Source organism: Streptomyces sp. NPDC033966 (assembly GCF_055575955.1).
The window spans coordinates 115,297-138,187 of sequence record NZ_JBVIRQ010000015.1 but is presented as its reverse complement, the minus strand read 5'-3'; the positions used below and the strand labels follow the sequence as shown (position 1 = coordinate 138,187).

The following is a 22,891-nucleotide window of genomic DNA, read 5'->3' as shown; positions in this document are numbered from 1 at the left end:
ACATCCGGCGTTGCGTTGCCTTGCGTTGGCCGACGCGGCGTCGATTCCGACGGTCGCCCCCGGACGTCGACTCACACAGTGCTCAGTCCCCGCTGATCTCGGAGGGAGGCAGCGCGGCGAGCACCTGCAGAGCGTGCAGGAAGCCGCGTCGGTCTTCCTCCGGCAGGCGGGCGAGCAGACGTTCCTCGCGCCGCTGGATCGCCGACTGGACCGTGTCGCGCACCTGGCGTCCCGCAGGGGTGAGGGAGAGGACGCGCGCCCGCCGGTCCGCCGGATCAGGCTGCCGCCGGATCAGTCCACGTTCTTCCAGGTCGTCGAGGACGCCGATGATCCGCGTCTTGTCGGCACCGATGTCCCGGGCCAACGCGGCCTGCGTCCGCACCGGTTCGTCGTCGAGCCCGAGCAGTACCGAATACGCCCACATGGCCAGCCCGTGTTCGCGCAGCACCGGCAACTCGGCGGCCACCAGAGCGCGGCCCAGAGGGACGATCATCGCCGCCAGGTCAGGGCGCCCTTCGGGTGTGGTGTTCACAGTCATGGGGAAGAAGATACTCGTTGACCTATGGTAGGCATTCGCCTACCGTAAGCGCATGCACATGAATCTGTTAGCCATCAAGGCTTTCAACGACCGTGCCGTACGCGAAAGCATGGCCCTGGTCCGCCGGGTGAACGTGGAGGACCTCACCCGCGCCACCCCCTGCTCGGCCTGGAACCTGGGCGAGCTGCTCGCGCACATGACGGCCCAGCACCGGGGTTTCGCGGCCGCGGCGAGGGCCGACGGCGGTGACCTGGCGCACTGGAAGGTTGAGGCGCCGGGGCCGGAAACCGTCGGGCGGTACCTTGCCGCCGCGGAGGCAGTCTTGGCCGCATGCGCCGAAGTCCGCACGGAGGAGCAGGAGTTCACTCTCCCCGAGTTCGGCGCAGGCGCAGTCTTCCCGGCCGTCCGGGCCATCGGATTCCACTTCCTCGACTACGTGGTCCACGCCTGGGACGTCGCCCGCGCCCTCGATCTGCTCTTCGTTCCGGACTCCGACATCCTGGATGCCGCCCTCCCCATCGCGCTGGCCGTCCCCAACGGCGCCCACCGCGCGCAGCCGGGCACCGCCTTCGCCCCGAGCCTCCCGGTGCCCGCCGACTCCGACGCCCTGGGTCGAATCCTCATCCACCTGGGCCGCTCCCCCTCCTGGGGCGTGCCTCTTGGTTCACGCGGTTCGGCAGACGTGGGGTCGGCATGAGACGGGCGGTGAGGCGTAGGTGCCGGGGCCCTGATCCGTGGCTCCTGACCTCTGCGACGGCGTGAGCGCATATCCGAACAGCCTTCCGCTGCGGGCGCGCCGCCACCTGCCTGATCCGAACGACGACGCACTCGGCCCCTGCGCGCCCTTTCGTGCGACGACTCTCCCGTCGCAGGGACTGCACTCGCGGATGCGATGCACGCCGAGGACTGTCCTCATGGCCGGCCCTAGGACCTGAGCTTCCCTTCGCCATCCGCAAGGGACGGGCCTCCCCGACAGGGAGAGGCTGCACACCATCTTCACCGACGACCTTGGAGGAAACAGTGGACCTCAAGCGCACGTTGGCAGTGGCACTTTCATCGGTCACGCTCGCCGCAGGAGGAGTGGCGGCTACGGCAAACAGTGCTGCGGCCGTGGGCGGATGTCCCTCGGGCAAGCTCTGCCTGTACGAGAGCACCCAGTTCCGCGATCTCGATGTCACCTCGACCAGCACACAGACCTGCGTCTTCCTCGGTCACTACGGCGAGACCGGGTTCTTCGACGGAATCGGATCGTACGTGAACAACCTGCCGGTCAACGCCGTGGTCTACCACTACAGCGCCGACAAGAAGCTGTTCTACCTGGACGGCACGATCCGCCCCGGCGGTTCCAGCAGCGACTCCAGCTCCCTCGCACAGTTCGGCGAGCGCGGTGCCGTCTGCACCGGCGGTGTCGACCCCAACGCCGGCCTGTAGCACCTGAACCCCCCCTCCGGCTTTCCGCCAGGACGTGGGCGGAGCCGGAGGGGTGCACGAACCGATCTCCCGACGGGCTCGGTCACCACGGCGCGGTCAGCGGGTGAGCCACGCCGGGCTCAGCCCCAGGACAGAACTCGCTCGGCTCTGTGCCGAGCCGTACGCGTGCTGCCCGGGATCCGGCGGTACGGCGGTTCCGGCGGTGGCGTCCCAGCCTCACTGGTGCCGGTCCCCGCATCGTGGGACAGCCGTCCCGACGGCCCCGGGCAACACACCCGGGGCCCGCAGGAACGTCAGGAACGGCTCTCGCCGCGACCGCGAGCAGCCAGGCGATCGAGGTGAACCGGCCGATCGGCAACAGGATCACCAGGTCGACGCCCTCGGGAAGCAGCGCGCCGTTGGCGGCGAGGTCGACCAGACCAATCACGACACCGAGACGGCCGAGAGGGCCGGCCCTGGGGTCCGGCCGCATGGGTTCGGTCGTATGGGGGCCCTTACCCATGGGTGATAGCGCGCTGCACATTGAGCCGGGCCTCGTGCCAAGAAAGCCGCCGAGCGCGAGGCCGCCGGGGGCGCCGAGGGCCGCGACGAGCACGGAATCCCAGCGGAGCACGGAGCGCAGTTGGGACCGGCCCCCACGGGGCCCCTGAGGGCGTGATCCATGGTTCGCTTGCGCTAAGTCGATCAACCGTGTGAGGTGGGCTGCTACAGCCAGTCGCGCTTCTTGAAGATGACGTACAGGCTGACGCAGACCACCGCCATCAGCAGGATCGCGAAGGGGTAGCCGGCAGCCCACTTCAGCTCCGGCATGGTCTCGAAGTTCATGCCGTAGATGGTTCCCACCAGGGTGGGTGTAAAGAGGATGGCGGCCCACGAGGAGATCTTCTTGAAGTCGTCGCCCTCACACCGCTGACCTGCGGAAATAGCCCGCACGCGCGGTCTGTCCTGCGGCGATCGACCTTTCCGACCTTTCACCATGCTGCCCGTTTGTACGGCCGATCCTCCCCAGCCGCTCCCCAACGGCCTTCATCCTCCCCAGATTCTCCCCAGCGGAGGGTGCCTCCGAAGGAGAGACGCCGCTGGTCGGCGGGGCGACATGGGCTGGGTGAAGGGCTACGGAGCGTTGACGCGCGGGGTCTGCTTCGGCATGGGCTGGCCGTCGGCGGATATGTGCCGGTACAGCTCTTCGGCCAGGACTTCCTCACCAGGCTCAGTAGTGCCTCACCCCGGCACAGCGACAGGCAGTAGCTTGCCGTCCCCGAGGTGCAGCCAACCGCGACCAGGGGTGATGGTCCAGCCAGTGGTGGAGTCGCTGATTCTGATGCCGATCGCATCGCCCGTGCTCCGCTCCTGCGGGGACAATAGAAGGCCACGGCGGGCCTTCTTCGTCTCCTCGAGCCAGCCGAAGCCGAAAGGGAGTTTGTCTTCGCGGCAGCTGACCACCAGGGCTGTACCCTCTTCGAATCCTTGATGCACGACGCTCTTGAGGAGACGTCCGGCATCGCATTTGTCGAGGACCTCCGCGTCGTCCATCACCACAACGACCGGTTCTTCGGGAGACGCCGACGATAGGGCTGCCTCGAGTTCGTCGGTGCCGAGGTAGTCGTGTACGAAGCAGTCCACCACTCCGCTCTGGCCAGCAACGTCTCGCAAGGGCGACACTTTTGGCGCGACCAGAACGACGCGGGCGTTGGCGGCGAGTAGAGAGCGCGAGATGTTCACCAGTGCTGTGGACCGCCCTGACCCCGGCGGCCCTGCCACGACGAATGCTGGAGCAGTTCCGGTTGCGAGGTCAGGCCCGTACGCACGCCGCTCTTCGCCTGTGATCCCCGCTAATGCCCACAAGCTTGGTGTCGTCCGATCCCGCATCGACCATGCCTCGTCGAAGCTGATCCGATCCGGTAGATCCTCGAAGCAACGCTGCGCCCTCAACGCCTCGTATGCCGCTTCCCAAAGTCCGAGGAGAAGCACGTGCTCCTCGAGCGTCAGGTGGGCCACGTGAGAGAAGGCTACGACCGCCTCACGAGTCGGCAGCTCGTCATGGGTGTACCAACGGATCCAGTCGTCTGACGGAATGCCTGTCTCTTCTCCCAGGTAGGTGAACGACCACCGTCGCTTGACCCTGTGCTCCCGAAGGAGACGGTTCAGCATGACCAGCTCATGTCGCGCTGGCGAAGAGGTCACCTCGAACTCTTTGCTTTCGACCCCGTAGAACGTGGCGTTCGCCGGCCTGCTCGCATTTAGAGCGTCCGCCATCTTGACGAACCCTTCACCGCGGCGCACGACACCGAGGAAGACCCTCAGTGCATCCTTGTCGTCCCACAGGGCCTGAGACGCATTGATGATCAATCCCTTCAGGGACTCCTCGGCGAAGTTGACGCCTGTAGCCGCTTCATCGGCGTCAAGAGGCTCCTGCTCATCGGCTGATGTCCCTTGCGTACCTTGCTGAGGAGTTTCCTCGGCGTCCTGGTCGGAGAAATCCGAAGAATCAGTTGGGGTTTCCGCTTCGTCGCTGACGCCGAAAGCAGCGGCTTCGGTCGGCGCCTGCACGGATGCCTGCGCGACAGTCTCGTCGTATGCCTGCTTCCATAGCTCCTTGAACCGTTTGGCTTCGCCTTCGGGGTCGTCGCGACCCGCGCTCTCGGACAGGACGGCGACGATGAGTTCCAGGCGGCCCAGCTTGGGGAGGTCCGGCCTCTGAAAGGTGTCCAGCACGGCCTGGTGGTTCACGATCCAGTAGTCCTGCGCGTCCTTCCCGATCCGGTCGCGGATGCTTCGTGCAGACGGGAGCCCAGCGTCCAGCCGTAGATCGTGCAGGTCGTGGTTGAGCTTCTTGAGTACGGGGCGTCCGCGTAGGTCCGGCTTCCTCCACGACTGGACGCCCGCCATGTGATCCCCCTCGTCGGTGTGTCAGGTTCTGTCAATCAGATGGACCGCTGGATATGCACGACATCTTCGATTCTCGGCCGAGATCATGTCGAGCGGCGGGGAAATTTGGCCGAAGCTGTCAGGTGGCGTCTCAGGTCGTCAAGGTCTTCCGCGAGGGACACACGCTGGATGCAGATCCCCGTTCTCCCCCGTACGGAAGGCAAGTGTCCATGGAACCCACAAGTGTGCGTGTTGCTTTGCTTCTGCTGGTCGGTGTGCTCGTCACCACCCTGGCTCTGTACGCACCGGAAGCTGGTGCCGCGGTCGTGGGAGCCGCCACGGTTGTGGCCCTCCTCGCCGAGCTCACAGCCCGCAAGTGAATCCCGGCCATTCGATCGAACTGTTCGGAGGTTTCCGTTCCTTGGAGTCCGAAGGTAGACCTGTCGTCAAAGTCACGGTGTTCGTAGTCGCGGCGACGTACCTCATTGTTCCGAGTGGGTGGGCGATCACTGTCCCCCGTGTCGGAACGAGCGGCTCAGCTGAGCGCCTCTGCAAGAACAAGTCCGGTCTCGCGTGCGGTCAGGTAGGGGCGGACATCGTGGGCATGCGCGCCGTTGTTGACCGCCAGGTCTTGGACACGGGTTCCGAACAAAGGCGCGAGCTCTTTGATCAGGGCCACGGCATCTCCGCGATCGGCGATGTTGATCCAGCGCTTCACAGGGACAGGCCACCGGGCCGTACCTCCGGTCGGCGCGGGACGTAGCCGGTTGAACACGAGGCCGCGTACGGCGAGGGGAGATCCGAGCGTGATCAATGTGAGGTCCTGCCACTGTGGGTGGGCACACAACGTCTCGTAGGCGACCACACTGCCCAGGGAGTGGGCGATGATCACCGTCGTCTCGTCGGTGACCGCGCGAGTCAGGCGTTCTCCGGCAGCCCGACGGACTTCTGGCTCGGTGAAGTAGCGTCGGACCTGGCGTGCACTGCCGATCATCGCGCCTTCGGCGAGGCCGGCGAAGAACGCCGAGTGGCTGAGCGCGTTGAGTGCTCGCTGGACGACGCGTGGGGTTCGCAGCCGGGCAGGGGCATCCGGACCGGGTACAGGGACCTCGGCGTCCGCGGCTGCCTGCCACCACGCGAGGAGCAGCTCGTGCTCGAGTCCGGGTTCCACGTCCGATGCGTCGAGGGGCGGCTCGCCCAAGCCGCGGTGGCCGGGCCGGCGGAATAGGTCACCGTAGAAGGCAACCGAGACGTCTTGGCGCGGCAGCAGGTCGGAGCCCGAGATGGCGAGCCCGTCGTTCAAGGACGGAAGCCATGCCTCGGTGATGGTTTCAGGTCCCTTCAACTGCTGTGCGATGCCGTGGACTAAGACGACACGGGTCATCTGGATTCCCCCATAGCTCTACGACTTGCAGGAGTCATGCGGAGCGCCACCAACCCCATGTCGGTCGCCACGCAGATCTGTCCGGTGGCGTCGACGGCAACTCCGTTGATTCCGCTGCCAACGTTGATCTCCGCTCGGAGAGCACGCGCTTCAAGGTCCCAGACGCGCACCAAGCCGTACACGTCGGCAGCAACGAGGGTCGGAGTTCCGTCCACGTTCGCCACACGGATGCGTCTCACCGAGGCAGGGAATAGGTCCAGCTCGGTGGCGCAGGACGAGGGGCCGTCGATGGGTTCCATGGTGAGTCGGCCGTCACCGGCCCCGATCAGCAGGTGGCTGCGTCCGCCCATGACGACCAAGTCCATGGCGGTCGCTCCCATCGCGTAGCCGGTCCTGACCTCTCCGTGAGGGTGACCGGTCCGGAGGTCCCAAAGGCGCACGGTTCCGTCGTACGAGGCGCTCGCCAGGATCGGCACCGCGTCCGTGTACCCGACCCGTAGTGCGTTGACGATGGCGGTGTGTCCCACCATGGGAGGACAGACGGGTACCTGGGTTGCCAGGTCCCACGCGTTGAGCGTGTAGTCCCCGGACACTGCCAGGACCACGGGCCGTCCGCCGACCGTGCTCACACAGGACAACTGCGTGGCTCCGGCCCGTTTCCACAGCCGCCGGCGGGTGCTGACAGACCACACGTCAACGTCCGTCCAGTTGCTGCGAACCACGATGACCTCGTCGTCCAGAAGCTCCGTGGCGACGCTGTAGGTCGATGGGGACCCGGAGGTCAGATGGGCAGCGACCTGACAGCCATTATCCAGGTCGTGGACCCGCACCGACCCGTCGAAGTTCCCCGTCACCACGACCGCACGGCCGTCAGTGGCATGTGCGATGTCGGCCGAGAGTAGGTGATGTTCGACGCCGCACAGTGGCTCGCCCATTGGTTCCATGGTCGTCAAGTTCCACAAGCGGACGTGTTGGGAGCCGATCCCGATCAGTACCGGAACGCTGCCGATTCGCCCGATCACAGGAGGAACCTGCGAGCCCGGCGACAGGTTGTTGCAGCTTTCCAGTGGCGGGCCCTCCTCCGTGCCGGACGCTATGTCCCACGTGCGCAAGGTGTTGTCGTATGCGGAAGTGGTGACGACTGTCCTGCTGCCTATCTGGCCCAGTGTGGCCGCTGTTATGAAACCGGTGTGGCCTACAAAGGGACCTGCGATGGCGGCGGAGGTCTCCAGGTCCCGGACATGGACCGCGTTTCCGTCCAGGATCACCACGACGACGGGGCGCCCTTGGTGGAACCCGACCCCTACGGTCCGGGCGGCGGGTGTGAGCGCAGGCGCATCGAAGTGGCCGTGGCGCGTTGCGGCCGGTTGGCTCGGCCCGGGGGCGATGTGCCACAGGTATCCGTGGTCCAAAGAAGTGCAGAGAGCGACCTCTAGCATGCGTCCGACCTTGCGGACCGACAGGTGCCGAATGCCTCCGATGTGACCAGACAGTGGTGGGCAAAGCGCGGTGCCGTCGCGCGCGTCCCACAGACGTACCGTTCCGTCGTCGCTTCCCGTGAGGAGTACGGTCCGCTCGTCGAAGTCGCCGAAGACGGCGCATCGAACGGCATTCGTGTGGCCGAGAAGGGGAGTGGCCGAGTTGTCGGCGCGGAGCGGCTCCCACAACCGGACGGTGGTGTCGGACCCGCCCGTGGCGACGACGAGTGAACCTCCCACTTCTCCGACCGCGACGGCCATGACCTGTCCGGTGTGACCCTCCAGTGGGGAAGCGCACTCCTGGCCGGTGCGCAGGTCCCACAGGCGAGCTGATCCGTCCTCACTCCCGGTGACAGCCAGGTCCCGGCCCTGGTGCGAGCGGTAGGCCGCGGCCAGTACTGGTCGTGCGTGGCCTTCTGAGGGCTGGTCTGCGGTCAGGTCCCAGATGCGAGCCGTCCGGTCTTGGCTCACCGTGACGGCGAGGGCGCTGTCGTCCCGGTCGAAGAGCGCTGCCGCGGTGATGTCGCCGACGTGGCCGCGCAGCGGCGGACCGACCTGTTGGAGGGTGCGGACGTCCCAGAGCCGTGCCTCCATCCGGCCGCTCGTCACTGCCACCGGGCGCCCTTCGAAGTGGCCGGCGGCAGCCGAGGTCACCCCGCTGCGGGTGTAGTAGACGTGGGCACTGACCGGCTCCCCGACCTGACGCCGATCGTGTAGGTCCCAGCGGCTCAGCATGCCTGCCTGGTCGCCGACCAGTGCGATGGTCCGGCCATCGACTTTGGTTACGCACACTGCCGAGACGCCCATCGCTGGGCCGATGAGTGGGCTGCCATCCACACGAGCGTTCCCACCGTCGATCACTTCGGACAGGTCCCAGACGTAAACGGCTTTGTCGTCCCCGCCGGTGACCGCGATCGGCCGCCCATCGAGTTCGCCGAAGCTAGCGGCGAGCACCGAACGACGGTGCTCGGTCAGCTCGTTCCCCAGCTGGCACCGATCCTGCAGGTCCCACAACCGTGCCGTGCCGTCGGCACTGGCAGTAAGTGCTACCGGTCGCCCGCGGAGAGCCCCCATCGCGATGCTCGCCACCCGGTTCGTGTGCCCGCGCAGAGGAGTTCCGTGTTCTTGGCCTGCCGAAAGGTCCCAAATCCTGACCGTGCCGTCCTCGCCCCCGGTGAGAGCCACGGTGTAGTCACCCAGATCCCCCATGGCTACGGCGCTGACGGCGATGCCGACGGAGAGGGGATCGCCGATTTGTTGCTGAGCTGTCAGATCCCAGATACGTGCCGTGCCGTCGATGCTGCCGGTGACGGTGATGGGACGACCATCCAGCGCGCCCACGGCAACACAGCTCACGTTCCGGGTATGGCCGGCCAGCAGCCGGTGGACACCGCTCGTGGACCACCAGGCCCAGTTCGCGGCCCAGGGACGTTCCAGCGACAGGTCCTCGATGCTGTCGGCTAATGGATCGGCCTCGCACCGTCGGGCAGAGAGCTGCAGGTCCGCGGCACGGGCGCCGAGCGGACGATCAGGAGTGAGCCGGTGCGCCACTTGCTCGTACGCGCTTCGGATGCGCCGCGCTGTATCGCCCTCAATGGAGGAGAAGGCCGTGAGGAGCGCTCGTGGATCGCTGGCCAGCAGGAAACCGGGATCCTCGATCAGGCCGGTCAGCACGCCGCCCGCGGCTGCGTGGGTGGCCAGATGATGACGGACGTAGCCGACGGCACCGAACCAGCCCGGCGGCCCGTCGATCGGTTTGGCGACGAGTGAGCGCAGGGCTCGTACGATCGACCGTTGGACCTGCTCCGCCGACCGGTCGGCAGTGGCACGCAGATGCTCGGCGAGCGCCTTGTGGTACAGGCGGTACGCGGACCTTCGGTCATCGTCGATGACTTCGGCGACGTAAGCCTCTGCCACGTCCAGGACCCAAGTGATGTCCGCCTCCGTGCAGGGAACCCCCGAGATCACCGAGCTCAGCGTGGTCCACACGTGGCCCCGGGGCAGCCCCTTCCCCTCCGAGAAGGCCAGCGCGAGCAGCATGCGTCGCACCCGGGCCTCGTCCGGTCCGAAGCGAGCCAGATAGTCATCGAAGGCTTCACCCACCTCACTGGGCAGGTCCTCGGCCCAACCCTGCCGGCTGGTGTCGACGGTGGATCCGTCGGAGCGCAGGGTGCGTGCCGTCGTCCTCGCGTAGAGGTAGACGCCGGCTGCCTTCGCCGCCACAGCGTCGGCGACCGTACGGGCACGATCGGCTTGATCTCGGTACGGCGTCGGGATCTCGGGTTCGTCGCTGGCGAGCAGCATCCGTGCGACGTAGCCGGATACGTCCTCCTGAGTCGCCCGGTAGCCTTCCTGACCCAGGTCCATGACGGTGAAGGTGCGCCCCAGCGGGCCCACGAGTTCGTGGCGGGCTCCGACGAGCAGCCTCACGCCCGGAATCTCCGACATGGGTCGCAGCAGTTCGCGAGTGATCCGGCGAGGCTCGCCGTGGCCGCCGGCGTCCGCGGCAGTGTCCGACCCCGCTTCGTCCACGGCATCCACCACGACGACGATGGGTGCCCCGTGGCGCCCGCGCCGTGTCAGCTCCTGCAGCAGGGCGGCGGGGCCTTCGGTACGGGTGTCCAGCGCGGTCGCGATCCGTTCGACCACCTCCTCCAGCCGTTTGTGGCGGGCGTGGACCGCTGCCGAGACGCATCCGGCGGGAAGCACGGTCGAAGTGTCGACATCGGAGAGGTCCAGACGAGCCCGGTACCCGGAGTCTGAAAGGGCGACGATCCGTCCGAGCACCGCGGACTTTCCGCATCCGGGGCTGCCGGTGACGACCCTGCCGCGACCGTCGCCTCGGGGCGAGGTGATCCAGGCCACGAGTTCGGACAGCACCCGGATCCGCCCGCTGAAGTACAGGCCCTGCTCGGATTCGAACTCCACGCCCCGGGAGCGGGGGCCGAAGTGCTCGTCCAGGTCCCGATCGGCCACACGGCGTTGGACCTGTAGATCAGTTCCCTGGGGCGGAAGTTCCTCCCGGTAGTTCGAGTTGGCCAGGAACGGTGCGAGACCGGTTACCAGTCCACTGGCCAGCTCGGCTCGCTGGCCGTGGCCTCCGGTATCGAACTGCTCGTTGACCGCCTTGACGAGTTCGGTCAGGTCCAGATACTGCTGGCGCTGTCCGGTCCTGTCGGCAGTGGTTTCGACGGCCGCGATCAGGGCCGTGACGAACATGCCGTCCTCCGCGATGTCCTTGTGCCGGGCCGAGCCCAGGAACCACAGGCCAGTCGAGACGTGACCGGAGGTGCTCCGGTAGGCGATCGTCTGGAGAGCGACGGCAGCGGCATCCGCGCTGCCCGCTCCTGCGGAGCAAGTGTCGAGGATGAGCAGAAGGTGACGCAGCTCGCCGCGGCAGAGGATGCGTACGAGGTCTTCGGTGGCCAGGGCGCTGGAGACGAGGTCGTCCTCCTGCGAGTCCCAGCACAGCAGGTAGTGCCGGTCCCGTTCCTCCACGGAGCCGTGGCCCGCGAAGTACACCACGACGACGTCATCGGCCGTCAGATCGGCATCAGACGACCAATGGGTCAGTTTCCGACGTATCTGGTCGGCGCTTTCGTAGTCCCCCAGACCCGGTAACACGGCCGTGTAGCCGAACGCCTGGAACAGCTCGGTCGTCGCCCGTACGTCCCCGGGTACGGAGGCCAGCTGCTCTTCCTTCGGAAGGTGGCGGTACTTGCCGCTCCCCAAGGCGATGAAGAATTGCCTTCCCACCCCACCACCCGACGACGTCGTGGACCGCTGGCCCCGAACTTTACCCAGCCGGAGGGCGTTTCGGTGCGGGTTGCCGCTGAGTCGAAGTGGCACGACCACTTCCGGTCAACATCACCCATACGCCGATGCTGCCCGCCACATCGGCATACAACTCGGGGGCCGATGTGTACCGATGCGGGCGTGATGGGAAGGTGACGCGTGCTGTCCGATGAAGTCTGGCGTGACCTGCGCAGTCAAGGCGTGACCAGGATGTACTCCGAGCGCAGCGTGATGCTGCGGCAGGGATCCCCAGGGACGCACCTCCTCGCCCTCACCTCCGGGTTGGCCAAGGTGGTTTGCCGAGAACCGAATGGCGCGAGGACGTGGCTCGCGTTTCGAGGGCCGGGGGACCTCCTCGGAGAAGTCTCGGTCTTCAACGGGACCTCGCGGACGGCGGACGTCGTTGCCCTGACGCCCTGCGCTGCAGTCGTTCTGGACGCACAGCGCTTCGTCCAGTTCGTCGAGGAGCGTGGACTGGTCATGCATCTGATGCGCCAGGCACTCGCCAGGATGCGCGAGTCCGACATCCACCGAGCCGAACTGCAGACCTTGCCATTGGTCGTGCGGCTGGCTCGCACACTGCTGAGGTTGGCCGTGCTCACCGATCAGACGGCGGCGAGCAACGCCGTCCGGCTGACGGGGCTGAATCAGGAAGAGGTCGCGCAGGCGATCGGCGTGACACGCAATGCGGTCATCAGCGGGTTGGGGCAGCTGCGGGCCGTCGGGCTGGTCGAAACGGCGCGGCGGGTGATCGTCATCAGGGACGTGGAAGCCTTGCAGCGCTGGGCGGCGGCCGACTGAGGACGGCAGCCTGTGACCCGGGACACACCCCGTGCGCCCAGCGCTGTGCACTCGGCGGAGTGGCGCGGATGGAACCTCGAAGCAGCCCGACTACGGCCACTTACCGGACCATCCGTGAGGAGACCTCGCATGTCTGCACCCGTGCCTGTTCCGTATGCCGAGAGCCGGCCGCTCCCGCCCTACCGCGCCCTGTTCGCCGTTGACGCCAAGGACTTCACCGGACTGCCGGCCGCTCAGCACGGACCGGTCAGTCAGCTCATTCCCCAGCTGGTGGAGCAGGCCCTGGAGCGGGCTGGCCTGCACCAGCTGCGCGATGCCCAGCGTTTTCCCGCCAATACGGGAGACGGCGTCGTCTTCGGGTTCGATCCGGTGCACCTGCCCTTCGTGCTCTGGCCGTTCCTGGGCGTTCTGGACGATGTACTCGGTTCGTACAACCGGCAGGCCGTCGGTCCACGGATCAGGCTCCGGGCCAGCATCCACGTCGGTCCGCTGCCCGATGGGGGCGAGCCCGGGGACGGCAACGGAACGGCCCGCAACGACATGCACCGGCTCCTGGATTCGCGTCCGGTCAAGGCCATCCTCGCCGCAGCGAGCGAGGAGGTGACCCACCTCGCCGCAATCGTCTCGGAGCGGGTCTACGAAGACGTCGTGTTGGGCGCCTACACGGGGCTCCACCCCGACCGGTGTGTCGAAGTGTCGGCCAGCGTCGAAGGCAAGAACTTCTCGCAGCGCGCCTGGCTGTACGTTCCTTCGCCCTCCGGGAACCTCGTGCGGGCGGGCATCCGGCCGCGTGAGGAACCCGTAGCTGCGGTGCCGGCGGAGCCCGCCGTGGCATCGGACAAGGGTTCCGGAACGGAGTACCGCGGAAACTCCCAGCACGTCGGGGAAGGCGCCGCAGTGATGGGCAACGTAGGTCGTGACTTCACCTATACCGCGCCCGCGACCACGTACCGTGGCACCAACCAGCACTGGGGCAGCGGAGACAACGTTGCGGGTGACAAGCGGACCGGTGACGGGGACCACCGGTGAACGCCGGACCTGAACCGGCCGCCGAGCCGGACGAGCAGCCGGACGCCGATCAGCCCGATCCGTCGGTTGGACCGGGGACCGGGCAGCAGAGCTCCCTCCGCGAGGGCCACCAACGGGTGGACAGCGGAGTTGCGTTCATGGGGAACGTCGGAGGCGACTTCAACTTCCTGCACATCGCCGCATCCAACGACGAAGCCATCGAGGGAATCCTCAAACCGCGCCTGCGCGAGGGGCCTTATCCGGCGGAAGAGGTGCGCGACCGGCTGCACGGATTCGTCGAACCGCCGTCGTACGTACGCTGCCGTAAGGCTCTGGACAGCCGGATCGTGCTGCTCAGGGCGAAGGCCGGAACGGGCGCCGGCACGGCGGGGTTCGCCCTTCTTGCTGAAAGGCACGGCGAGGACGGTGTCACGGGTCTGGATGCGATGGCGGATCTGTCGGCATGGCGGCCGAAGGCCGGCCGCGGGTACCTCCTGCAGGGGTTGCCGACGGCTTCGGCCCGGGCCCTCGACGAAGTGCGGCTGACGGGCCTGGCCAAGGCTTTGCACGACGCCGGGGCTCACCTGGTCGTCACCATGGCGCAGGATGCCCGGTTGCCGCCAGACGCCAGCCGGTGGGAAGAGGCACATGCCGCACCCGGACCGCACGAGATCGCAGAGAGACGACTACGGCTCATGGCGGCCAAAGGGGGGCTCGACAGCCTGCAACTCGACGCCGCACTGCGGCACCTGGCCTCCCCTGAGTCCACTGACTACCTCTCGACCCATTCACTGCCCGGTGATGCCGTCGACCTGGCGGAGGGATTGCGGCAGTCCGCGGAGACGTCTGCACCGATCGGGTCTGTGCTCGAGGACCTACTGACCGGCACCGAGGCCGCTGCCTGGTCCGCGCTCGCTCAGGCTCGGCACAGTGCCGACAAGGTCTCCTTGATGGCGGCCGTCGCTCTGCTCCCTGGACAGGACCGCACGGTCATCGAGCAGTTCGCCACCGAGATGCGGCCACTACTCGGTGTACGTGCTGCAAAGACGGGGCAGAACCAGGCCCCGGACGATCAGCTGCCGGATGTCCTCGGCCCCTCGTTCGAAGACCGCCTCGAAGCCATCGGTGCACGCCTGGAGACACCACGCAGTTCTCCCGCCGACCGGTTTCGATACCCCGTGCAGCCGATCGTCTTCTCGGGCAGGCACCGCGCGGCGACAATTCTGCGCCACCTCTGGCTGGACTTCGAAGGCATGCCGGCGGCGCTGTGGGGAGCTCTGGAGCAGCTGAACTATCAGCCGGGCCTCGATCTGGCAGCTGGAAAGGCGATTGGCCGGGTGCTCGCGCATGCCACCGGCCCCGGCGTGCTGACTCAGCTGGACCGGTTCGCCTCCTCGGAGGACCGCTGGCGCCGACGGCTGGTCGCGGTGGCGTTGGGAGAGCTCGTTCAGTACCCCTTGGTTTCCGGTGCGGTCAAGGAGCAGATGCGTCGGTGGAGCAGCCGGTCATCCGTAGTTCTCCGCTGCACGGTCGCCGAGACCTGCGGGGGCAGCTACGGGCTCGCCCGGCCGGGCGCGGCCCTCAAACTCCTGGACAACGTCCTCGGCGGCTCCTCTCCGGAGTTGGATGCGAAGCTGCGTTCCGCGGTCTCCTTCGCGCTGGGCGCCCTCCTCACCGAGCAGGCGAACCACATCGAGGTCCTTGAGGCGGTGACGAGATGGCTCGGAGACGGCCGGGGAACACCACGTCACACGCTGGCGGTGCACGTGATTCACTCCATGTCCCTCTCGACGTTCCCTCAGCCGGGTATACCGGGTGCGGTCCGGATGAGCCTCGCCCGCATTCTTGAGTGCCACCCCGCTCAGGGTTTTGCCCTCGTTGTGCTGGGCCTTGACGACCCGGCCACGTACGAAGCGATGGCCCAAGGGCTTGGGCGGGTCGAAGCCGACCCCGACATGTTCCAGAGGACGGCCTTCGACCTCGTGGTGAGCGAGCTCTCCCGTACCGCTCGCCATCGTCGGGGAGTCATCCGCTTCCTACTGGGGCGCCACCGAGATCACACGAACACATCGCGCAGGAGGAGTGCGTCATGAGCAGGCCACTGTTTACGTCGGTCAGTTCTTCACCGGTTCGGCAGCTGCTGCGACAACGGTTCGGATCGTCTTCGGATCGCGCGCTCGTCTTCCTCTCGGATCAGGAAGCGGATCGCCTCGAGCCGCCCCGGGGCGGAGATATCTGGGGATACCCCCGACCTTCGATCGGGGCGACCTTCCGACGGGAGTTCGACTCGATCGGGTGGGTCTCGCTGGCAGAACGCCGGACCGTGGTGGAGGTGCCACGCCGGGGTCCTGCGACACCAACGCCTTCGCGAGCACGCTACGAAGTCGCCTGGAACGTCAGCAATCCGGTGGTCGCGGCACGCAGCGGCCTGACGGAGGACGCCGCGCGTCGGCTGATCGACCAGGCCGTCCGTGGAAGTGCCGGACTGCCGGGTGCTTCTGATCCCCTTCGACAGCCGCCGACCCTGTACGGGACCGCTCAGGTCGAGCCCCCCGGTCAGCCGCGGAACATCGACGGGGCGGGCCTGACCTACTGGTTCCTGGACCCTCCAGCCGGCCTCCTACCGGCTTCAAGTCATCCTGCCGAGCTCCTCCTCCCGCCGGGCTTCGGCGAGGCCCACCGCGATGCCTACCGCTTCTACCGCGAGGTGGTGGCCGGCGGGCCGGTCGGTCTGGCGGCCCTCTGGCTGCTCCACCATCCCGACCAGGCCAGGGAGGTGCTCGACTGGACGGTCGCACACGGCGACCTGCTCACCGAGCGGGACGGATGGGAGCGGACGCTGGCGGCAACGCTCCAGGGACTGACGAAGGAGGACCGGGGCTTCGTCGGGGTGAACCTGGCGCGCCTCCTCAGCGAAGTCGGCGTACCCCAGGGCGATGAGGTCCTGCGCAGGATCGGCGACGCGGGTGTACCGCACAGCGGCATGAACGGCTTCCACGGAGGGGCGCCGTGATGTGGGCTCTACCGTCTCGCCTCGCCCGTTTGAGAAGCCGGCCCGAACACCATGTCTCGGACGCGGACCACGTGGTGATTCTTTCGCGCGAACTCATCGCACAGAATTATCTGGAGATCGGCCGGGCTGACGGCAAGGCAGCCATCCTTCTGGCTACTGGGGGAACACTCTTCGGGCTCCTTCTCGTACGACGTCCCCTCGATGTCTTGTGGGCCGTCCCGTTGTGGTGGACGGCAGCGGCCACCACGACCGGGGCGTTAGTCTTCCTGCTCCTGGCTCTTGCCCCGCGCCGTGGGGCACGAGCCAGCGAGAGGCACGGCCTCCTCGCGTACTACGAAGACGTGGTGCGTGCAGAGACGCGCGCCGACTTGTCGGCTGGGCTCAGGCGGGACGGCTCAGATCCCCAGCCCCGGCTACTCCGTGCGCTGAGGGAGACGAGCAGGATCGCCCGAGCCAAGAACCGTTGCGTGCGGTACGCCATTGTCATGCTGCTACCGGCGATCACTGCGGCCTTCCTGGCCGTTGCACTCGGTCGCTGACCTGCCTCAAGTGGGAGGTTCGGTGCTGCTGTACCTGGACCCGTAAGGCATTGCTCGTCTACGTCGTTCGTCATCATCGTGGTTACGTTTGCGGGGGACAGTAGCGCGGCGTGCCAAGGGACTTGGCTAGGCGAACAGACTGGCTCTGAACCTGTTCCGGATCTCGGTCAATGGTCCGCGGTCGCGGGTGAAGTAGACCTTGTTGGTTAGCAGGACAGCCCAGCAGCTCCGGGCTGGGCTGATCCACATGCCGGTGCCGGTGAAGCCGTAGTGGACCCAGATGTCCTCAGTGGGGTCGGTGCCGGGGGCGGGGTGCCAGAAGAGGCCGCGGGCGGGGGTGAGGTCGCCAGTGTGGAGGTGGAGTGAGTCCTTGATCCAAGCCGGGCCGAAGGCAGTCTGGGTGGGGGCGAGCATGTGGCGGAGGAAGAGGGCGACGTCGTCGAGGACCGAGAAGGCGCCGGCGATGCCGCAGACGCCGCCGAGGAGGCGGGCGGAGAAGTCGTGGGCGGTGCCCTTGAGGTGGGTGCCGGTTGCCTCGTCGTACTCGGTGGGGGCGCAGCGGGCCGCCTCGGTGGCGGGGAGGGGGCCGAAGCGGGTCTGCGTCATCCCCAAGGGGTGCCAGACGCGGTCGGTGGCGAGCTGGTCCAGGGGCTGGCCCGAGAGGTGCTCGGCGAGGTAGCCGAGGACGAGGGCGGCTCGGTCGGTGTATTCGACGGCTTCGCCGGGCGGGCGGTGGAGGGCCTCGTGTAGGACGCCGTCGCGGATGTCCTGGGGGTCGGTGCCGTAGAGGTTCTTCAGGTTGGCGCGCAGTGGCAGGCCGGCGGTGTGGGTGAGGAGGTGGTGGGCCGTGGCCCGGGCGAGGGGGTGGCCTGCGACCTCGTCCCAGAAGGTGCCCAGCGGGGTGTAGAGCTGGAGTTTTCCCTCTTCGACGAGGGTGCCGATCGTGGACCAGACGGCGAGGATCTTGGTGAGGCTGGCCACGTCGAAGACGGTGTCCAGCCGCATCGGCTCGTCCGGGTGGTCGGGGTCGAGGAGGCCGACGGCTCCGCTGGCCTGGATGCCGTCGGCGTTCCCGACGGCCCACACCGCGCCGGGGTAGACCTCGTCGCGTACGCCGGTCTGGAGGAGGTCTTCGATCCGGTCGGTGGTGTGGGTCATGGTCTCCCGATCGTCGTGGGCCGCGGGTGGTCCGCTGGCCAGGTTAGTGACGCGGCCGGGGCGGTGCCGGCTGCGCCACGGGTGGTGTCAGGCGAGTCGCCGGCCGAGGTCGGCGATGGCCGTGGCGGTGGTGCTGAGGGGGAAACGGGCGGCATTGGTGCGGCCGGATGCCCGGAGCATCTCCAGGAGGCCGGGGGTGGTGCGCAGACGGTGGAGGTCGTGGGCTGCGGTGGTGGGGTTGGTGAAGTCGGTGGCCAGGCCGGTGCCGGAGAGGGCTTCGCTGAGGCCGGGGACGGGTTGGTAAAGGACGGGGAGTCCGCAGGCCTGGGCTTCGAGGGCGACGAGGCCCATGGCCTCCAAGGTGGTGGAGGGCACGGCCAGGACGTCGTGGTCGGCGAAGGCCTTCCACAGTTGGTCGCGGCGGAACCAGCCGAGGTAGCGGACGTGGACGCCGAGCTGGCGGAGGACTGGGGCGAGGTCGAGGAACTGGGCGCGCGGGGCCGCGATGCTCAGCTCGACCGAGCGGGTGGCCGCGACGGCTTGGAGGAGGGGTTCGAGGCCCTTCTCGGAGCTGAGGCGGCCTGCGAAGAGGATCCGCAGGTGGCTCGTGGGACGTCGGGCGGGCCGGGGCGGTGGGCCGGTGAGGAGGCGGTCGGGGATGCCCTAGGGGATCTTCTCGATCTTGTGCCTGTCGGTCTTGGGGGCGAGTTTGAGCAGGCGGTCGGCCATGGCGCCGGTGGGGACGACGATCGCGTCGGCAGCGGAGGCTGTCTCGCGGAGAACGCGCAGCTGCGTGGTGTGGTTCTCGGCGTGCAGGAGGTCGGTGCCGTGGACGAAAGCGATCCGGGGGTGGGCGGGTAGGGCCCGCAGGAGGGCGGGAGTGGCGCCGAAGGCCAGGTGGTGCAGGTGCAGCACGCTGATCTGGTGCGGGTCGATGGCGGCCGTCATGGCGTGGCGCAGGTTGGTGACGTACCGGCTGAAGGCGTGGCCGTCGAGGCACTTGCCGGATGCGTGCAGTAGGTCGATGCCGGCTGGGGGGTGGGGCCGGGCGCCGTTGGGGGCGAGCATGAAGGCGCGGGCGGGGATCGCGGGTTGGGTGCCGGCGTAGAGGTCGAGGAAGAGTTCGACGCTTCCGCTGGGGCTGGGGAACGGCAGGTCGAGGGCGGTGGCGACGACGCGGTTCACCGGCGGCCTCCGGGGTTCTCCTCGTAGAGGCGGGATGTCTCGATGCCCTCGCTGGCGCGGTACTTGAGGCCGTGCTGCTGGTAGCTGGCCGGGGAGCCGTGGGTGCGGAGGAAGACGAGCTTGCCGAAGGTCATGCCGGGCCGGACGCGCACGGGGCGGGTGGCTCGGATCTCCAGGGTCCAGCGGATCGCGTGGCCCTGGTGTCCGAGCGGGGCGGAGACGTGGACCCAGATGCCGAGGGAGCCGGTGGTCCGGTCGCCGTTGAGGAGCTGGGCGTAGGACTCGGAGCCCGTCCGCTCCAGGGTGTGGCCGAGGTAGAGGTGGCCGGGCTCCAGGACGTACCCGTCGTCGGGGAGGGTGAGTTCGGAGAAGGCGGTGGGACTGGCGGCGTCGAGGTCGCCCTCGCAGACGCGGAGCGTGCTGCCCAGGCGCCAGTCGTACGCGTTGGGGGACAGGCGGTCCGGGTCGTACGGGTCGATGGTGATGCGGCCCGCCTCGCGGGCGGCGCCGATGGCCGGTCCGGTGAGGATCACGAGGTCACCGCCGTACTGTCGAGGTCGCGCCAGTACGAGGAGGGCTGGGGCCCTGAGGCCGCCTGGTACTTGCCCTCGTACAGGTCGATGGCGCCCTCGGAGACGAAGAACATGATCTGCCCGATCTTCATCCCGGCGTAGACGCGTACGGGGCGGGTCGGGGTGAGCATCAGTGTCCACTGGCCGTGGAAGCCGATGTCACCGATGGGTGCGGTGATCTCGACGAAGAGCCCCAGTCGGCCGACGGAGGACCGACCGAAGAGCAGGGGGACGAAGAGGTCGGATCCCACCTCCTCCAGGGTGTGGCCGAGGTACAGCTCGCCAGGCTGCAGGACGTGGCCGTCGTCGGCGATCTCTGTGCGACGGGTGGGGTTCGGCCTGTGGGCGTCGAGTACCTCGTTGGTATAGGTGAGCAGGGTCCCGCCAAGGCGGACGTTGTAGCTGTTCGGGTTGACCTGGGTCTGCATGAAGGGGGAGATGCGCAGCCGTCCGTCCTTCGAGGCGGAGGTGATCTCGGGTCCGGTGAGGATCACTGGTCGTCTCCGTTGGTCAGGATGCTCCTGATCGCCGAGCCGAGGCTGAGGCAGGCGGGATGGGCTCGGCTGCCGAGACAGGTGTCGGCGAAGTAGTCGGTGGTCAGCACGCTCGTCAGCCCGACAGGGAGCGGATCGGGGGAGGTGATCAGGGGTCCTGCCCGCTCGGTGAGGTGAGTGAGCAGGGCAGCGGGGTCGTGGCGGAAGGCCGGCGCAACCTGGGCCTCGACCAGGTTGTTGTCGAACGGCTCGATGGCCAGCAGGTCTCCCGCGGTGAGGACTTCGCCCAGCAGCGTCGTGCGCACGGCGGTCTCGTTGAGGACGACCGCCTCGCTGCCGAGTCCGCTGCGTAGCCGGTCGGCCAGTTCGCGGAGCAGAGCGCGGCGGTCGAGCGGCTTGTTCCGATAGGGCGCGACGAGACGTCCCAGCGGCTCGGCCAGCTGTGCGTCGATGGAGGCGATCTGTTCACGGACGGAGGCCAGCTCGGTCGGCAGGACGGATCCCGAGGTGTCGGGGAAACGGGCGGTCCGTCCGACCCAGCCTTCGAGGGAGCGTTCGGCGACTGCGTAGCCGACGGCGAGTTCCTGCCCCTTGAGCACGATGGTGCTGCCGACCCGTTCGGGTCCGGTGTGTTCGCTGTGGCAGTGGCCGGCGAAGACCACGTCGAGGAAAGGGCACGCCTCGGCGAGCTGGAGGTCCTGCTCGAAGCCGGAGTGGCTGAGGAGGACCCAGGAGTCGACCTCGTGGTGGTGCGCGAGCATCAGCTCGCGCAGAGCCTGGACGGGGTCGGTGACGCGGTGGGCGGACCGCTGCCCGGCCGGAATCGAGTTGAACGCCTGCAGGCCGATCACGGCCGTGACGGCCGTCCTTCTGCCCGCGATGTCCACGATGCGCAGACGTCGGAAGAGCGCGTTGCCGGTGGTGTCCTCGACGACGTTGGCGCATACGGTCCGCTGGCGGAGGCCAGCCTCGACGTAGTGCGGCCAGCCGTGGTTCCCGGGAGCGACGACGTCGTACAGGGCGAGCAGGATGTCCCGTTCGAGCGCGCCCCGGCCGAGGCGGTAGTACCCGGTGCCCTCGAAGAAGTCGCCGCAGTCCACCAGCAGGCTGTCCGTGCGTGCCTGGTGGAGGTGCCCGAGCAGCGGGCCGTCGGCGTCGAGAGCGGAGTGGACGTCGGTGGTTGCCATGATTTGTCGTAGGGAACGGGCCGTGGTCATGGCGCGACCTCGCAGATGTCGGCGCCGAGGTGGAGGAGCTTGCCGGGCAGGTCGGCGTGGCCGCGGCGGAGCTGGTCGACTCCGCCGAGGGTGGTGATTCCGCGGGCGGTCAGCGCGGCCACCATGAGCGCGGAGCCGGTGCGGATGTCGGTGGCCTCTACCCCGGCTCCGGTGAGGCGTTGCGGGCCGGTCAGTCGGCATTCGGTGGGGGAGATCTCCTCGATCTTCGCGCCGAGCCGGGCCAACTGGGGCAGCAGGTTCCCGTGGCGGCCGGGGTTGATGGAGTCGGCGAACAGGTGTGTGCCGGGCTGGCCGAGAGCCAGTGCCATCAGGGGAGGTTCGAAGTCGGCGTCCAGGCCGCCGGTGGCGAGCGTGGCGATGGCGCGAAGGGGACGGCCCGTCGGCCGGGCGGCGCTCCCATCGACCAGGAGGACGTCCTCCCGTACCGCGGTGGGGATGCCCAGCCGTTGCAGGGCTGCCTGCAACGGCACCACATCCCGACCTTGGACGCCCTCGATGCGCGCGGTCCCACCGGTGGCGGCGACGGCGCAGGCCAGGGTGCCAGCCTCGATCTTGTCGCCCGGAACGCGCCAGGCCGGCATCTGGGCCGGTGAAGCCGCTGCCGGGCTCAGGTCCAGGACCTGTTCGCCGGCTCGGGCCTCCCATCCCGCCGAGCGCAGGGCGTCCAGCACGGTGAGGACTTCCGGCGACAGGTTCGGCCGACCGAGGCGCAGCGCACGGCCCGCGACGACCGTACGCAGGACGGCGACGACCGTCGCACCGCGCGACCGGAACGGCAACGTGTGGGAGACCGTTCCCGTGGCGGGTCGACCGGCCTCGACGTGATAGCCCTCGTCATGGACGGTTACGCGGTCGCCGAACGCCTCGTACACCTTGAAGTGCAGGTCCATGCCGCGCTCCCCGATCCGACATCCACCGGGCCAGGGCAGCCGGGCGTTCCCCTGTAGGGCAAGGAGTGCGGGCACCAGGTAGTACGACGCGCGGATCCGGGCGGCCGGGGCCAGGTCGAGTTCCGCGGGTACGACGTCAGGGGGCATGATCACCACGCTGTCGGGCCGTCCCACGGCCCGGGCGACGTGCCAGCCCGCCCCTTGGATCAAGGTGAGCATCCAGTGGACGTCGGCGCTGGCGGGGACGTTCTCCAGCTGGATGGTCCGGCGCACGGCTGCTGCGGCGGCCAGCAGCGGCAGGGCGGCGTTCTTGGAGCCGTCGACGGTGACCGAACCGGCGAGGGGACTCCCCGGACGTACGGCGATGACCTCCGCGCTCGTCGCAAGAGCTCGATGGGGTGCCATGCGTTCAACTCCTTTGCAGGGAGGTCGCGTGATGGAGGGCGTGACCGAGGTGGGTGCGGACAGATCGAGCTCGGCCCAGCAGGACTTGCCGTCG

At 68.1% G+C, this 22,891-nt stretch carries 16 protein-coding genes and 2 pseudogenes; 7 read left to right on the top strand and 11 right to left on the bottom strand.

Annotation, left to right across the window (positions count from 1 at the left end; translation table 11 throughout):
• Positions 1-82: 82 nt before the first annotated feature.
• Positions 83-538: a MarR family winged helix-turn-helix transcriptional regulator gene (locus ACZ518_RS32920; RefSeq protein ID WP_469116685.1), complete on the bottom strand. Its 456-nt coding sequence runs from the start codon at positions 536-538 to the stop codon at positions 83-85.
• A 52-nt stretch (positions 539-590) separates the two neighbouring features.
• Here ACZ518_RS32920 and ACZ518_RS32915 point away from each other — a divergent pair, with 52 nt between their 5' ends.
• Both ACZ518_RS32915 and ACZ518_RS32910 read left to right on the top strand, forming a co-directional pair.
• On the top strand, positions 591-1,235 hold the full coding sequence (locus ACZ518_RS32915; protein WP_469116684.1) for a TIGR03086 family metal-binding protein: 645 nt from the start codon (positions 591-593) through the stop codon (positions 1,233-1,235).
• Positions 1,236-1,648: 413 nt separating this feature from the next.
• On the top strand, positions 1,649-1,969 hold the full coding sequence (locus tag ACZ518_RS32910; protein ID WP_469116683.1) for a peptidase inhibitor family I36 protein: 321 nt from the start codon (positions 1,649-1,651) through the stop codon (positions 1,967-1,969).
• A gap of 705 nt (positions 1,970-2,674) precedes the next feature.
• Here ACZ518_RS32910 and ACZ518_RS32905 read toward each other — a convergent pair.
• The 4 genes and pseudogenes from ACZ518_RS32905 to ACZ518_RS32890 form a co-directional block, all read right to left on the bottom strand.
• Positions 2,675-2,860: pseudogene (locus tag ACZ518_RS32905) on the bottom strand (CorA family divalent cation transporter); the annotation flags it as partial.
• Between the two features lie 330 nt (positions 2,861-3,190).
• Positions 3,191-4,858, bottom strand: coding sequence for an AAA family ATPase (locus ACZ518_RS32900; protein WP_469116682.1), 1,668 nt, complete (start codon positions 4,856-4,858; stop codon positions 3,191-3,193).
• A gap of 514 nt (positions 4,859-5,372) precedes the next feature.
• Positions 5,373-6,221 (bottom strand): hypothetical protein, encoded by an 849-nt coding sequence (locus ACZ518_RS32895; RefSeq protein ID WP_469116681.1) that lies wholly within the window; start codon positions 6,219-6,221, stop codon positions 5,373-5,375.
• On the bottom strand, positions 6,218-11,455 hold the full coding sequence (locus ACZ518_RS32890; protein WP_469116680.1) for a caspase family protein: 5,238 nt from the start codon (positions 11,453-11,455) through the stop codon (positions 6,218-6,220). The genes ACZ518_RS32895 and ACZ518_RS32890 overlap by 4 nt, the downstream gene beginning before the upstream one ends.
• A gap of 198 nt (positions 11,456-11,653) precedes the next feature.
• Here ACZ518_RS32890 and ACZ518_RS32885 point away from each other — a divergent pair, with 198 nt between their 5' ends.
• From ACZ518_RS32885 to ACZ518_RS32865, 5 genes are all read left to right on the top strand, one after another.
• The gene (locus tag ACZ518_RS32885; RefSeq protein WP_469116679.1) at positions 11,654-12,295 is read left to right on the top strand and encodes a Crp/Fnr family transcriptional regulator; all 642 of its coding nucleotides are present in this window, start codon (positions 11,654-11,656) and stop codon (positions 12,293-12,295) included.
• A 129-nt stretch (positions 12,296-12,424) separates the two neighbouring features.
• Positions 12,425-13,324, top strand: a complete 900-nt coding sequence (locus tag ACZ518_RS32880; RefSeq protein WP_469116678.1) for a hypothetical protein — start codon at positions 12,425-12,427, stop codon at positions 13,322-13,324.
• Positions 13,321-15,396 carry a hypothetical protein gene (locus ACZ518_RS32875; protein WP_469116677.1) on the top strand — a complete coding sequence of 692 codons (2,076 nt, stop codon included), beginning with the start codon at positions 13,321-13,323 and terminating at the stop codon, positions 15,394-15,396. Before ACZ518_RS32880 ends, ACZ518_RS32875 begins: the two co-directional genes overlap by 4 nt.
• Positions 15,393-16,316: a hypothetical protein gene (locus ACZ518_RS32870; RefSeq protein ID WP_469116676.1), complete on the top strand. Its 924-nt coding sequence runs from the start codon at positions 15,393-15,395 to the stop codon at positions 16,314-16,316. Before ACZ518_RS32875 ends, ACZ518_RS32870 begins: the two co-directional genes overlap by 4 nt.
• Positions 16,316-16,855, top strand: coding sequence for a Pycsar system effector family protein (locus ACZ518_RS32865; protein WP_469116723.1), 540 nt, complete (start codon positions 16,316-16,318; stop codon positions 16,853-16,855). Before ACZ518_RS32870 ends, ACZ518_RS32865 begins: the two co-directional genes overlap by 1 nt.
• A gap of 126 nt (positions 16,856-16,981) precedes the next feature.
• Here the strand turns inward: ACZ518_RS32865 and ACZ518_RS32860 are convergent, their stop codons facing one another.
• From ACZ518_RS32860 to ACZ518_RS32835, 6 genes and pseudogenes are all read right to left on the bottom strand, one after another.
• On the bottom strand, positions 16,982-18,013 hold the full coding sequence (locus ACZ518_RS32860) for a serine hydrolase domain-containing protein (protein WP_469116675.1): 1,032 nt from the start codon (positions 18,011-18,013) through the stop codon (positions 16,982-16,984).
• An 87-nt stretch (positions 18,014-18,100) separates the two neighbouring features.
• Positions 18,101-19,198, bottom strand: a pseudogene (locus ACZ518_RS32855) (glycosyltransferase family 4 protein).
• Positions 19,195-19,731, bottom strand: a complete 537-nt coding sequence (locus ACZ518_RS32850) for a dCTP deaminase (RefSeq protein WP_362731388.1) — start codon at positions 19,729-19,731, stop codon at positions 19,195-19,197. Before ACZ518_RS32850 ends, ACZ518_RS32855 begins: the two are co-directional and overlap by 4 nt.
• A complete protein-coding gene (dcd, locus tag ACZ518_RS32845) occupies positions 19,728-20,264 on the bottom strand; it encodes a dCTP deaminase (protein ID WP_469116674.1) in 537 nt (178 codons plus the stop codon). The genes ACZ518_RS32850 and dcd overlap by 4 nt, the downstream gene beginning before the upstream one ends.
• A complete protein-coding gene (locus ACZ518_RS32840) occupies positions 20,261-21,481 on the bottom strand; it encodes a metallophosphoesterase (RefSeq protein ID WP_469116673.1) in 1,221 nt (406 codons plus the stop codon). Before ACZ518_RS32840 ends, dcd begins: the two co-directional genes overlap by 4 nt.
• Complete coding sequence (locus tag ACZ518_RS32835) at positions 21,478-22,797, bottom strand: UDP-N-acetylglucosamine 1-carboxyvinyltransferase (RefSeq protein WP_469116722.1); 1,320 nt, start codon at positions 22,795-22,797, stop codon at positions 21,478-21,480. Before ACZ518_RS32835 ends, ACZ518_RS32840 begins: the two co-directional genes overlap by 4 nt.
• Positions 22,798-22,891 lie beyond the last annotated feature (94 nt).